The sequence below is a fragment of the Streptococcus pneumoniae genome (genome assembly GCA_040719455.1).
In the GTDB taxonomy this organism is placed as follows: Bacteria; Bacillota; Bacilli; order Lactobacillales; family Streptococcaceae; genus Streptococcus; species Streptococcus pneumoniae_G.
In genome coordinates, this window is the sequence record JBFDTN010000001.1 from 178,289 (window position 1) to 191,037 (window position 12,749).

Sequence of the window (12,749 nt, forward strand, 5' to 3'; positions counted from 1 at the left end):
TTAATGCAGTCCAGAGAGGCTACCAAGGTTGACCGTTTAAAAAAGGGGCTATCCCCTGCTTTTTCGTGCAACCTTGCCTTCTGGCAAGGTTTTTTTAAATGAAAGATACAAAGGAGAAACCATGCGCGAAAAACGTCCGATTGTCGCCCTAGACTTCCCTTCCTTTGACCATGTCAAGGAATTCTTAGCTTTATTTCCAGAGGAGGAAAAGCTCTTTGTCAAGATTGGGATGGAGCTCTATTATGCTGTTGGTCCAGAGATTGTGCACTATGTCAAGGGCTTGGGACACAGTATATTTCTCGATTTGAAACTCCACGATATTCCAAATACTGTGGAGTCTGCTATGCGTGTGTTGAGACGTCTTGAGGTCGATATGACAAATGTCCATGCAGCAGGAGGTGTAGAGATGATGAAGGCAGCTAGGCGAGGATTGGGCAATCGTGCGACTCTCATAGCAGTGACTCAGCTGACGTCAACTACCGAAGAAGACATGCGAGACTGCCAAAATATCAAGACCAGTCTTGAAGAGTCTGTGGTGCATTATGCGAAGAAAACAGCAGAAGCCGGTTTGGATGGCGTGGTCTGCTCGGCTCACGAAGTAGCTCTTATCAAGGATGCGACCTCAAGCGATTTTATCTGCCTGACCCCTGGTATTCGTCCTAAGGGGGGAGAAGCGGGTGATCAAAAACGAGTGATGACTCCGCATGATGCGCAAGCAATCGGGAGCAACTATATCGTGGTTGGGCGTCCCATTACGAAGGCGAGTGACCCTGTGTCTGCCTACCATGTGATTAAAGATGAATGGAATCAAGCATAAGAAAGGATAAAAAGATGACAGTAGCAAAAGAGATTGCGCGTAATTTATTGAAGATTCGTGCTGTTTACCTGCAGCCAGAGGAACCCTTTACATGGGCAAGTGGAATCAAGTCTCCTATTTATACCGATAATCGTGTCACTCTCGCTTACCCGGACACACGGACCTTGATTGAAAATGCCTTTGTAGATGTGATTTTAAAGGAATTTAAAGAAGTAGAAGTCATTGCTGGAACAGCGACAGCAGGGATTCCTCATGGAGCGATCATCGCAGATAAGATGGAGCTGCCATTTGCCTATATCCGTAGCAAGCCAAAAGACCATGGTGCAGGCAATCAAATCGAAGGGCGCGTGTCACAAGGGCAAAAGATGGTTATTATTGAGGATTTAATTTCCACTGGTGGTTCAGTCCTTGAAGCGGTGGCAGCAGCAGAGCGTGAAGGAGCAGATGTCTTGGGCGTCGTTGCGATTTTTACCTATCAACTAGCCAAGGCAGACCAAAATTTTGCTGAAAAAGGAGTGAAGTTGCTCACTCTTTCCAATTACACAGAACTCATCCAATTAGCCGAGGAAGAGGGCTATGTGACAAGTGACGGATTGGCGCTTTTAGAGCGATTCAAAGAAGATCAAGAGAATTGGCAGAACTAAGATGGCAAAATTTGGAGAATTACAGAAAAAATATCCTGATGTAGAAGTGTGGGCGCATCCAGCAGAGTACAAAGATTTATATGAATTGACGGTTAAGGGAATCAAAACGGCAACCTCGTCTTGGTATGAGTCCTATATCGTGTCAGGAGAGCCTGTTCCTAGCCATAGTGAGGTGAGAAGCTGCTCAATTATGTTAGATGATGAAGAAAATCCTACTCAAGAAGTCCTGCTCATGCTAGACGAAGTTGTAGTGGAACCCTTTTGTGAGATTTCAAAGCGAACGGCTTGGGAAAATGGCGAGGGAGATCGTACTGTCGCAGACTGGAAAAGGATTTTTGGCGATTATTGGCAGAAGACTTTGCCAGAAGAGGGTTTTAGAACCTGTATTCACAGCTCAGTAACTCTATTCAGGGCTTATTTTTCGCTACTCATCGTTGCTTTTTCTCGAAATACAGTCAGTATTCCTTCAAAAAAACGCCTTGATTATCGTAAAATAAGCTCCTGATTAGAAGACTTCGCTTATGAATACAGGTTCTTACTTTTTCAGAAGATGGCTTGGTAGTAACGGAATTCTTCCATGTTGAAAAAGAATCATGAAAAGTTTCAGGGAGCAAAGCTCCTTGAAATTTTCTGATAGTACAACCGTGCCTTGTGATTGATTTTTTGCTATACTAAGAGGATGAAAAAAGAACTTGAAATGATCCAACAAATGGAAGAAATTGCACATCGTGCAAGTCAGGTATTTGAGAGCTTAGAGCGCTCTCTTGAGCTTTTTGAGGAGCTAGAGCCTGATTTTAAGCAGCTGGTTGCCTACTATGACCGTGATTGGATGCGGCACTATGAGATGGAGAATAGAGGGGAGTTTCCATGCAACGTTTCCCGCGGTGTATTGGGGCAGGATACGATTTATAACCTTATGGTTGTGAGGCGTGAACTTCTCTCAGAGATGGCGCGTTTATCTGAAAAAGAGCGCTGAGGTCAGCGGTAGCAAGCCTTTTTATTCTATGTTATAATGGAAATATGTCAAAAATTTATCCGATTATTTTTTCACTCATTCAGAAAATCATGTTGGTGCTGATGCTCCATTGGCTCTATACTGCTTTAAAGCAGTTGCAGGTTTTATCCAGTCTTGCTTTGGTGATTGTCCTATGTCTCAGCTTTGTGGGGTATATTTATCGCAAGCACTTGAGTAAGCTGTATGCTTTTCTCATGCGGCATAAAGTGGCTGTGATGATAGGAGTTATCGTATATCAGCTCGCCATGCTCCTATCAGCAGAGCTGTTGATTCGAAGAGATGCAGCCGTAGTTTTTACAGGAGCTTTTAGGTATTTGAAGGATAGCTCGATTAGCAATTACTTGACACGAAATCCTAATAATCTATTTCTGTTTTTATATGAACGCTGGTTTTATCATCTGTTTGGAGAGTCGGCTCTGTGGATTTTGCAGGCATTGAATATCGTCTATACGGATATGACAGCGATCATTTTGTACAAGGGGATGAAGCGCTATGGAAGTCAGGTAAGTGCGGATGCGGTTTATAGCTTGTATCTAGCTTTGCTTGGATTTTCACCTTATTTTTATTCTATGTACACGGACATTTGGCCCCTTCCCTTGATTGCAGGACAAATTTTCTTGATATTTGCCTTGTTTGAACATCAAGAAAAGAGAAAAACGGTCATGCTCTCCTTGGCACTTGGTATCACAAGTGCCGCAGCTTATGTGATTCGTCCGACCACGATGATTCTTTTGATGGCCTATGTTATCTTGCTTTTTTTCAAGGGAAATTGGAAGAGGACAGTGATGATTCTAGCTTGTTTTTCCCTTGCCTTTGCACCGATGTATCTAGCTCAGTCTTATGTGAAGAAAAATCAGCAAGAAGTTAAGATTCTTGATGGAGAAGGCTTAGCCAAAGGACCACTCCTGTTTATCAATCTAGGCTTGACCTTTATCGGTCATGACCAAGAGGATATGAAAGAAGGACTTCTGCAATATATTGAACCTGATGAGCGAGAGAATTACAATAACGGTATGTTTGCAACGGAAAATGTCAAAAAGGAAATCAAGCGCAGGTTGAAGGAATATACGCTGCTAGAATTTGTGAATCATCTTTATTACAAGCATAGTCTGACCGTAGCAGAAGGCACCTTGGGATGGCTGTATCGAGCAGTAGATAAAGAAAAAACTCCCTATATCTCCCCTTTATATGAGCAGACTAAAAACAACCCTGTGGCACGATTTATCAGAACCTATTTTCTCGATATTGATAAAAAAGAATATGTGTATTACGAAATTATCAAGCAGGTGATTTGGATTGTGATGAGCTTGGGTTTGGTCTTTGCGAGTCTAAAATATCGAGGACTTGATTCCATCAATCTCCTTTTACTGGCAGTATTTGGTGGTTTGCTCTTTCTTCTCATCTTTGAAGGAGGCAAAACCCGTTATTTGATTCAATTTTTACCGCAAATCCTTATCCTATCAAGCCTTGGCTTGACGGATCTGCGCCCCTCTATCTTTAGAAAGGAAGAACCGTGAGAAAATCATTTTACAGTTGGCTGATGACGGAGCGAAATCCTAAAAGCCAGGAACCCAAGGCGATTTTGGCGGACTTGGTCTTTGCAGAATCAGCCTTTCCCAAACATACAGATGATTTTGACCTCATCAGCCGTTATTTGGAAGAACATGCGAGTTTTTCCTTTAATTTATCAGAATTTGACCGCATTTGGGAAGAATATCAAGCGCATTAAGCAGTAAAAAGAGGTATTTCACCTCTTTTTTTGATATACTAAGACTATAAAAAATTCAGATAAAGGAGTGCTTGCTTTGCAAGAACATTCAGTAGACATTCACTTACATCATCCAGATGATGCATTTCATCTTTTTGGGTCCAATGAACGCCATCTGCGCTTGATGGAGCAGGAATTGGATGTGGTCATTCACGCGCGAACAGAAGTCGTTCAAATCATTGGAGAAGAGGCGGCTAGGGAGTGTGCTCGTCAGGTCATCGAGGCACTACTTGTCTTGGTCAATCGTGGTATGGTGGTCAATACGCCTGACGTGGTGACAGCTATTTCCATGGGGAAAAATGGAGACATTGACAAATTTGTAGCACTCTATGAAGAAGAGATTATCAAGGACCATTACGGCAAGCCTATCCGTGTCAAGACCTTGGGGCAAAAGCTCTATGTAGATAGTATTAAACGCCATGATATTGTGTTTGGCGTAGGACCAGCTGGGACAGGGAAAACTTTTCTTGCGGTGACTTTAGCGGTCACAGCTTTGAAACGTGGAGAAGTTAAGCGCATTATCTTGACCCGTCCTGCGGTGGAGGCAGGAGAAAGTCTCGGATTTTTGCCAGGAGATTTAAAGGAAAAGGTCGATCCTTATCTTCGTCCAGTGTATGATGCTCTGTATCAGATCTTGGGCAAGGATCAGACGACACGGCTCATGGAGCGGGAGATTATCGAGATTGCGCCTTTAGCCTATATGCGTGGACGGACCTTGGATGATGCCTTTGTCATTTTAGATGAGGCGCAAAATACGACTATCATGCAGATGAAGATGTTTTTGACCCGCCTTGGTTTTCATTCAAAAATGATTGTCAATGGAGATAGTAGTCAGATTGACTTACCACGCAATGTCAAATCAGGCTTGATTGACGCTATGGAGAAATTAAAGACCATCTCACAGATTGATTTTGTCCATTTTTCAGCCAAGGACGTTGTCCGCCACCCTGTTGTCGCTGAGATTATCAGAGCGTATGAGGTCGAAGAAGGTAGCTGAGAGAACTTTTGTATTTACGAAAAGGGTCGTTATATGGAAAATATCTATGTGTTATTAGCTGAAAATAGAAACCTTGAAACAGAACGCTTGCTCTTGCGTCCTGTAACCTTGGACGATGCTGAGGTGATGTATGCCTATGCCTCAGATGAAGAGACAACGCGTTATGTATTTCCGACACATACAAGTCTTGAAGGTACAAAATCTACGATTGCTCAATATTTTTTACAGTATCCTTTGGGGTGTTTTGGGATTGAACTCAAGTCTGAGAAGAAATTGATTGGTACCATTAGCTTGATGGAGATTAAACAGGACATTCGCAAAGCTGAGCTGGGATATTGCTTGTCAAAAGAGTATTGGAATAAAGGGTATGCAACGGAGACTCTATCAGCTCTTTTGAAGCTTGCCTTTGAAGTGTTATCTTTAAATGCGGTGACAGCACGTTTTGATAGAGACAATTTAGCCTCTGGTCGGGTCATGGAGAAAGCAGGAATGAGATTTTCTCATGAAGAGCCTTATGCAATGATGGACCGCAAGGTAGAAGGGCGTATTGTTACCTTGGTACACTATCTGCTTACAAAAGAAAATTATAAAAGGAACAACAGATGAAAAACATCTTTATTGGTCTTGCTGAAAATAAAATCCTTGAAACAGAACGCTTGCTCTTGCGTCCTGTGACCTTGGATGATGCGGAGGCGATGTATGCCTATGCATCAGATGAAGAGACCACGCGTTATGTGTTTCCACAAAATCATAGCCTAGAGGAGACAAGAGAGAATATCGCGAGCATCTATTTGGCAAGCCCTCTGGGGCGTTGGGGGATTGTGCTTAAGGAAACAGGGGAGTTTATCGGTAGTATTGACATGCATAAGCTAGATACGACCATGAGAAAAGCTGCTTTAGGTTACTGTTTGCATAAGGATTATTGGAACAAAGGCTATATGACGGAGGCAGTAAAAGCAGTGATTCAGCTCGCTTTTGAGACCTTGGAGATGAATAAATTAGTCGCTGTGCATGATAAGGAAAATCCAGCCTCAGGAAGAGTCATGGCAAAATCTGGCATGCACTTTTCTCACGAGGAGCCTTATGCCTGTTTGGATGGAAGGCGCATGGTGACGAGGATTCATTATCATGTGACAAAAGAGATGTATAGAGAGGCTAGAAAAAGCTGAGTGGATGCTCGGCTTTTTGTATGTGAACAATTTTATTTAGGTTATTGACAAGAAAGTGTCTTTATGGTATAGTAGATAGGTAAGCTGATTTAGCTCAGTAGGCAGAGCGCATCCATGGTAAGGATGAGGTCGCCGGTTCGATCCCGGCAATTAGCATGAAGAGAAGAGGAAAGTCTGTTTGACAGGCTTTTTTTGTTGCACATAGCGAAAAACAGCTCTGAACAGTCAAACAAGGGGAAATGTGATATAATAAAAGAAATAGATGAAGCAGGTGTGATATGTATATTGAGATGGTAGATGAGACAAATCAAGTATCGGAAGAGATTTTGCGTCAAACAGAGGATATTTTAAACTTTGCAGCCAAAAAGATTGGTAAAGAAGACAAGGAGATGGCCGTTACTTTTGTGACCAATGAGCGCAGTCATGTTCTAAATTTAGAATACCGTGACACGGATCGTCCGACAGATGTGATTAGCTTAGAGTACAAGCCTGAGATGGACATTGCTTTTGACGAGGAGGATTTGCTGGACAATCCAGAGCTTGCTGAGATGATGGCGGAATTTGACTCTTATATCGGCGAGCTCTTTATCTCGATTGACAAGGCGCGTGAGCAGGCAGAGGAATATGGTCATAGCTTTGAGCGAGAAATGGGCTTTTTAGCAGTCCATGGATTTTTGCATATCAATGGCTACGACCATTATACGCCTGAGGAAGAAGCAGAAATGTTTGGTTTACAGGAAGAGATTTTGACAGCTTATGGACTTACAAGACAATAAACGCAAATGGAAAAATCGGACCCTAACAGCCAGCCTTGAATTTGCGCTGACAGGGATTTTCACTGCCATTAAAGAAGAGCGAAATATGCATAAGCATGCACTGACAGCTATCTTAGTGGTCATTGCTGGCTTGGTTTTTCGTGTTTCTGCAGTCGAGTGGCTCTTTTTACTCCTTAGTATTTTTTTAGTCGTAGCGTTTGAAATTATGAATTCTGCCATTGAAAATGTGGTCGATTTGGCGAGTGACTATCACTTTTCCATGCTGGCTAAAAATGCCAAGGATATGGCAGCCGGTGCTGTCTTGGTCATCTCTGTTTTTGCCTTGCTCACAGGGATGATTATTTTTCTGCCGAAGATTTGGCAGTTGATTTTTTAATTAAAGAAAGGAATGGACAGGAAGTGTTTTCTGTCCTTGAAAAGAAATGTTTAAATCAGGATTTGTAGCCATTTTAGGTCGTCCAAATGTTGGAAAATCGACCTTTTTAAATCATGTCATGGGGCAGAAAATTGCCATCATGAGCGATAAGGCGCAGACAACGCGCAATAAGATTATGGGGATTTATACCACAGAGAAAGAGCAGATTGTCTTTATTGATACCCCAGGAATCCATAAGCCCAAAACAGCCTTGGGAGATTTTATGGTGGAGTCTGCTTATAGTACGCTTCGTGAGGTCGATACCGTCCTTTTCATGGTGCCAGCAGATGAACCTCGTGGCAAAGGTGATGACATGATTATCGAGCGCTTAAAGGCAGCTAAAGTTCCTGTGATCTTGGTGGTCAATAAGATTGATAAAGTCCATCCTGACCAGCTCTTGAGTCAGATTGACGACTTTAGAAATCAGATGGATTTTAAAGAAATCGTGCCAATCTCAGCTCTTCAAGGCAATAACGTTTCGCGTTTGATTGATATTTTGAGTGAGAATTTGGAAGAAGGCTTCCAATATTTCCCAGCAGACCAGATTACCGACCACCCAGAGCGTTTCTTGGTGTCTGAGATGATTCGGGAGAAGGTTCTTCATTTGACGCGCGAAGAGATTCCACACTCCGTAGCGGTCGTGATTGATAGCATGAAGCGTGAAGAAGAGTCGGACAAAGTCCACATCAGGGCGACTATTATGGTCGAGCGAGATAGTCAAAAAGGGATTATCATTGGAAAAGGCGGTGCTATGCTCAAGAAGATTGGCTCAATGGCTCGTCGTGACATCGAGCTCATGCTAGGCGACAAGGTCTTCTTAGAAACTTGGGTCAAGGTCAAGAAAAATTGGCGAGATAAAAAGCTAGATCTAGCGGACTTTGGCTATAATCAGAAGGAATATTGATAGTCGTGAATCTTGCTAGTTGCAAAAAGGATGGAGGAGCACAGTTGATGGACTATATTTCCTATATCCGTTCAAAAGTCGGGCATGACAAGATTATCTTGACTTTTGCAGGTGGTATTTTGACAAATAGAGATGGAGAGATTCTCCTGCAGTTGCGTGGAGATAAGAAAAACTGGGCCATTCCAGGTGGTGCTATGGAATTAGGGGAATCCTCTGTCGATACCCTTAAACGTGAATTTTTAGAAGAAACGGGCATCGAAGTGGAGCCCGTTCGCTTTTTGAATGCTTATACCAACTTTGAAGAAGTCTATCCCAATGGTGACAGAGTACAGACGGTGGTCTTTCTCTATGAAGTTGCTGCTCAGAAAACGGTTGAGATTGGGGATTTTCACAATGAAGAGACCTTGCAACTTCGTTTCTTTACGCCAGCAGAAATCGCCACTTTAGACACAGTTTCAGCAAAACACCGTTTGATGTTGGATGAATTTCTCAAGGATTCCTTTGCCATGGGGCATTGAGTCTGAAGACGAGGAAGTTGGAATGAGAAATGCGATTCGATTAGCTAGGCTAGACGAGGTAGATATCTGGCCCCGCTTTGCCAGTCAGGTCTATACGAGTGATTAGTCGGACTTGCGTAGCCGTTTTCTATACTCATTTCGTTTTAATCTATTACGTCGTTAACTCGTCTTGCCTAACCCCAGTTATGCCTGCGACTCGTTGCCTAGTACTAAATCAACACTAAAAGATTATAAATAGTGAGTTTCCACATGAATGTTTGTATTGGAAGGCAGGAGAAGCCTTGGCTTGGCTGAGTCTGTCTATCCGAACCGAATATGTAGAGGGGTGTTCTAGTCTTCCGATTGTTTACTTGGAAGGCATTGCAGTTGCACCAGAAGCTAGGCAGCAAGGGATTGCTCGGGAGTTGCTTATATTTGCCAAATCTTGGACAAAAGAGCAAGGTTGCTCACAGCTTGCTTCAAGTTGTTCGTTGGAAAATGTCGTTAGTCAAGCATTTCACAACAACATAGGTTTTCATGAAGTCGGTCGAAGTGTTCATTATCTGTTGAACGTAGACTAAAAGAAAAAATAATGAGGAAAGGATAGGGTGAGTCCGTGTTCGGTGTTGGACACGGACTGCGGACGGTATCAAACAGATACAGCTTGTTCCGCTTACGCCCTTTGTATCTGAATCATGCCAGAATTACCAGAGGTCGAAACGGTCCGAAAGGGACTTGAGCGACTTGTAACAGGCAAGAAAATTCAGTCGGTGGATATTTTCTACCCTCGCATGGTCTTGACAGGAGCGAGTGATTTGACTGATAAGTTACAAGGACAAGAGATTTGTGAGCTGAAGCGCCGTGGGAAATATCTGATTTTTGTCTATTCAGACTGGGTCATGGTCTCACATTTGCGGATGGAGGGAAAGTATCTCTATGATGAAGGGGAGGCTCAGCTAAATAAGCATACTCATGCTGTTTTTCACTTTACCGATGGCAGTCAGCTAGTCTATCAAGATGTCCGTAAGTTTGGCACTATGGAGTTGATGAAAAAAAGTGATTTGCCGGCTTATTTTGCTTCTAAAAAGTTAGGTCCTGAGCCGACTGAGGAGGATTTTTTAATCGCTCCATTTGTAAGAGCCTTGAAATCCTCGAAAAAGCCTTTAAAACCGTATTTGCTGGATCAGACCTTGGTAGTGGGCTTGGGAAATATCTATGTGGATGAGGTACTTTGGCGAGCACAACTCTACCCTAGTCAGCCGTCTCATAGATTGCTAGATCAAGAAATCACGACTTTGCATGAGCAGATTATTGCGGTTTTGCAGCTGGGAATTGAGAAGCGTGGCTCAACCATTCGGACCTATCGCAATGCCTTGGGAGAAGACGGCACTATGCAGGATTTTCTCATGGTGTATGGGCGAACTGGTGAGCCTTGTGCACGGTGTGGAGCTGAGATTGAAAAGATGAAAGTTGCAGGGCGTGGGACACATATCTGTCCTCGTTGTCAGGTGATGAGATGAAGACGGTCATTGGTTTAACAGGTGGTATTGCTTCGGGCAAATCAACAGTCAGCCGTTATCTGAGCCAAAAAGGCTATTTGGTGGTAGATGCGGATGCAACTGTGCATACATTACAGCAAAAAGGTGGTAGGCTCTATCAAGCTCTCCTTGCTGAGTATGGAACAGGGATTTTACAGGAAAATGAGGAACTGGACCGTCAAAAACTAGCGAGTCTGGTCTTTGCGAATCCAGAAAGTTTAGAAAGAGCAAATCTCTTGCAGCAAGGGATTATAAGAGAGGAATTGGCTCTTTTGAAAGCTAAGTATGAGCAATCAAAAACGCTCTTTTTTATGGATATTCCTCTTTTGTTTGAATTGGGCTATGAATCTTGGTTTCAGGAGATTTGGCTGGTGTCGCTTAGTGCAGATCAGCAATTAGCCCGCTTAATGGTGCGGAATCAAATGAGCCAAGAAGAGGCAAGAAAGCGTATGTTAGCCCAGATGCCTTTGGAAGAAAAGCGACAGAGAGCTACAAGAATCATTGATAATAGCGGTTCTTTGGATGAGACTTATGCACAGATAGAACATTTATTACAAGAATTAGAAAGAAGATGATGGTATTTTAAGTCAGGAAGTTTGGAAGCAAAATTTAAAAATTGCTTGGGTAGGTAATGTCTTAACAGGGGCAAGTTTTTCTATGGTTATGCCCTTTATCTCGGTCTTTGTCGAAGAGCTGGGAACACCCAAAAACCAAGTGGAATTTTACGCAGGCTTAGCGGTATCGACTACTGCTTTAGCTTCAGCCATCATGTCCCCAATTTGGGGGAGTTTAGCGGATCGCTATGGACGAAAGTCCATGATGGTGCGAGCTAGCTCTGTCATGGTATTGACCATGGGAGGTTTAGCCTTTGTTCCGAATAGCTTTTGGCTGATTGTCTTGCGGATTTTGACAGGTGTCTTTGCAGGTTATGTACCAAACTCCACAGCCCTCATTGCCAGTCAGGTGCCCAAGGAAAAGACGGGCTACGCTCTTGGAACCTTATCCACAGGTTTGGTCGCAGGAACCTTAATTGGTCCTTTGCTGGGTGGATTTTTAGCAGAGGTTGTCGGGATGCACTGGGTCTTTCTGATTGTCGGTTTCCTGCTTTTTTTGGTAACCTTGATCACATTTTTCTATATCAAAGAAGATTTTATCCCTGTCAAAGCAGGTCAAGAGATGAGTTTGCAGGAAGTTTTTCATAACATTAAGAATAAGAAAATTGTCTTTAGTCTGTTTGTAACGAGCTTGATTATCCAAACGGCAGCCCAGTCGGTGGTGCCTATCTTGACCCTCTACATTCGTCATTTAGGACAGGTTCATAATCTTCTCTTTGTATCAGGTATGATTATCTCGGCTCTTGGATTTTCTTCTATGGTCAGCTCTCCTTTCTTGGGAAAAACTAGGGGATAAGCTTGGGAATCACCGTTTGCTGCTGGTAGCCCTCTTTTATAGTTTTGTCATGAACTGGCTCAATGCTCATGCGAAAACCCCTTTGGAACTCGGTTTTTATCGCTTCTTATATGGTTTTGGGACAGGAGCGCTTTTACCATCGGTCAATTCTCTCTTAGCCAAATTAACACCAAAGGAAGGGATTTCACGGATATTTTCCTTTAACCAGATCTTTATCTATATGGGAAGTGTCCTAGGACCGATGCTGGGGTCTGGAGTAGCGACTTATCTCGGCTATTCTTGGGTCTTTTATGTAACCTCTTATCTGGTCCTTGCAAACTTTATCTGGTCCTTTTTGAACTTTAAACATTATTTGAAAGTAAGGGAAATTTAGTGAGAAAAAAAATCAATTTACAATGTTCTGAGTGCGGCAGTCTTAACTACCTGACCAGCAAAAATACCAAGACCCACCCTGAAAAAATACAGGTTCTAAAATACTGCCCCAAGGAAAGAAAAGTAACCTTACATCTTGAACATCATTAGATTTTATGGTAAAATAGATAGGATTTTAAGGAGTTAGCTATGTACAATTTATTAATAACCATTTTATTAGTCTTATCTGTGATTATTTTGATTGCCATTTTTATGCAACCAACTAAAAACCAATCTAGCAATGTCTTTGATGCTAGTGCAGGGGATTTGTTTGAGCGTTCAAAGGCAAGAGGGTTTGAGGCAGTCATGCAGCGATTGACAGGAATTTTAGTCTTTTTCTGGCTTTTAGTGGCATTGCTCCTTGCGATTTTATCCAGTAAGTAAGATG

General features: G+C 42.7%; 19 protein-coding genes, 1 tRNA gene and 1 pseudogene. All 21 read left to right on the forward strand.

What is annotated here, in order from left to right; translation table 11 throughout:
- The first annotated feature begins 121 nt into the window (after window positions 1-121).
- The 21 genes and pseudogenes from pyrF to secG all read left to right on the forward strand — a co-directional run bounded on the left by pyrF (window position 122) and on the right by secG (window position 12,745).
- Window positions 122-817, forward strand: a complete 696-nt coding sequence (pyrF, locus tag AB1I63_00755; protein MEW4353425.1) for an orotidine-5'-phosphate decarboxylase — start codon at window positions 122-124, stop codon at window positions 815-817.
- Window positions 818-831: 14 nt separating this feature from the next.
- Window positions 832-1,461, forward strand: a complete 630-nt coding sequence (gene pyrE / locus AB1I63_00760; GenBank protein ID MEW4353426.1) for an orotate phosphoribosyltransferase — start codon at window positions 832-834, stop codon at window positions 1,459-1,461.
- 1 nt (window position 1,462) lies between these two features.
- Window positions 1,463-1,966, forward strand: a complete 504-nt coding sequence (locus AB1I63_00765) for an RNA-binding protein (protein MEW4353427.1) — start codon at window positions 1,463-1,465, stop codon at window positions 1,964-1,966.
- Window positions 1,967-2,140: 174 nt separating this feature from the next.
- A complete protein-coding gene (locus AB1I63_00770; protein ID MEW4353428.1) occupies window positions 2,141-2,437 on the forward strand; it encodes a DUF4298 domain-containing protein in 297 nt (98 codons plus the stop codon).
- A 44-nt stretch (window positions 2,438-2,481) separates the two neighbouring features.
- The gene (locus AB1I63_00775; GenBank protein MEW4353429.1) at window positions 2,482-3,993 is read left to right on the forward strand and encodes a hypothetical protein; all 1,512 of its coding nucleotides are present in this window, start codon (window positions 2,482-2,484) and stop codon (window positions 3,991-3,993) included.
- Complete coding sequence (locus tag AB1I63_00780) at window positions 3,990-4,205, forward strand: YozE family protein (GenBank protein ID MEW4353430.1); 216 nt, start codon at window positions 3,990-3,992, stop codon at window positions 4,203-4,205. Before AB1I63_00775 ends, AB1I63_00780 begins: the two co-directional genes overlap by 4 nt.
- Before the next feature lie 76 nt (window positions 4,206-4,281).
- Window positions 4,282-5,241, forward strand: coding sequence for a PhoH family protein (locus AB1I63_00785; GenBank protein MEW4353431.1), 960 nt, complete (start codon window positions 4,282-4,284; stop codon window positions 5,239-5,241).
- A 33-nt stretch (window positions 5,242-5,274) separates the two neighbouring features.
- Window positions 5,275-5,847: a GNAT family N-acetyltransferase gene (locus AB1I63_00790; GenBank protein ID MEW4353432.1), complete on the forward strand. Its 573-nt coding sequence runs from the start codon at window positions 5,275-5,277 to the stop codon at window positions 5,845-5,847.
- A complete protein-coding gene (locus AB1I63_00795) occupies window positions 5,844-6,410 on the forward strand; it encodes a GNAT family N-acetyltransferase (protein MEW4353433.1) in 567 nt (188 codons plus the stop codon). The genes AB1I63_00790 and AB1I63_00795 overlap by 4 nt, the downstream gene beginning before the upstream one ends.
- 83 nt (window positions 6,411-6,493) lie before the next feature.
- Window positions 6,494-6,566 (forward strand) — tRNA-Thr (locus tag AB1I63_00800).
- Window positions 6,567-6,688: 122 nt separating this feature from the next.
- The gene (gene ybeY, locus AB1I63_00805; protein MEW4353434.1) at window positions 6,689-7,186 is read left to right on the forward strand and encodes an rRNA maturation RNase YbeY; all 498 of its coding nucleotides are present in this window, start codon (window positions 6,689-6,691) and stop codon (window positions 7,184-7,186) included.
- Window positions 7,167-7,562 (forward strand): diacylglycerol kinase, encoded by a 396-nt coding sequence (dagK, locus tag AB1I63_00810; protein ID MEW4353435.1) that lies wholly within the window; start codon window positions 7,167-7,169, stop codon window positions 7,560-7,562. Before ybeY ends, dagK begins: the two co-directional genes overlap by 20 nt.
- Before the next feature lie 46 nt (window positions 7,563-7,608).
- Window positions 7,609-8,505, forward strand: coding sequence for a GTPase Era (gene era / locus AB1I63_00815; GenBank protein ID MEW4353436.1), 897 nt, complete (start codon window positions 7,609-7,611; stop codon window positions 8,503-8,505).
- 47 nt (window positions 8,506-8,552) lie between these two features.
- Window positions 8,553-9,023: an NUDIX domain-containing protein gene (locus tag AB1I63_00820; protein MEW4353437.1), complete on the forward strand. Its 471-nt coding sequence runs from the start codon at window positions 8,553-8,555 to the stop codon at window positions 9,021-9,023.
- Entirely contained in the window at window positions 9,007-9,129 is a 123-nt protein-coding gene (locus AB1I63_00825; protein ID MEW4353438.1) for a hypothetical protein, read from the forward strand. The genes AB1I63_00820 and AB1I63_00825 overlap by 17 nt, the downstream gene beginning before the upstream one ends.
- 151 nt (window positions 9,130-9,280) lie before the next feature.
- Window positions 9,281-9,583 (forward strand): GNAT family N-acetyltransferase, encoded by a 303-nt coding sequence (locus AB1I63_00830; protein MEW4353439.1) that lies wholly within the window; start codon window positions 9,281-9,283, stop codon window positions 9,581-9,583.
- Between the two features lie 114 nt (window positions 9,584-9,697).
- Window positions 9,698-10,522 (forward strand): DNA-formamidopyrimidine glycosylase, encoded by an 825-nt coding sequence (gene mutM / locus AB1I63_00835; protein MEW4353440.1) that lies wholly within the window; start codon window positions 9,698-9,700, stop codon window positions 10,520-10,522.
- Window positions 10,519-11,115, forward strand: coding sequence for a dephospho-CoA kinase (gene coaE, locus AB1I63_00840; GenBank protein ID MEW4353441.1), 597 nt, complete (start codon window positions 10,519-10,521; stop codon window positions 11,113-11,115). The genes mutM and coaE overlap by 4 nt, the downstream gene beginning before the upstream one ends.
- Before the next feature lie 82 nt (window positions 11,116-11,197).
- Window positions 11,198-12,323 (forward strand): annotated as a pseudogene (locus AB1I63_00845) (multidrug efflux MFS transporter).
- Complete coding sequence (gene rpmG, locus AB1I63_00850; GenBank protein ID MEW4353442.1) at window positions 12,323-12,472, forward strand: 50S ribosomal protein L33; 150 nt, start codon at window positions 12,323-12,325, stop codon at window positions 12,470-12,472. The pseudogene AB1I63_00845 and the gene rpmG overlap by 1 nt, the downstream one beginning before the upstream one ends.
- A 39-nt stretch (window positions 12,473-12,511) precedes the next feature.
- Window positions 12,512-12,745, forward strand: a complete 234-nt coding sequence (secG, locus tag AB1I63_00855; GenBank protein MEW4353443.1) for a preprotein translocase subunit SecG — start codon at window positions 12,512-12,514, stop codon at window positions 12,743-12,745.
- Window positions 12,746-12,749 lie beyond the last annotated feature (4 nt).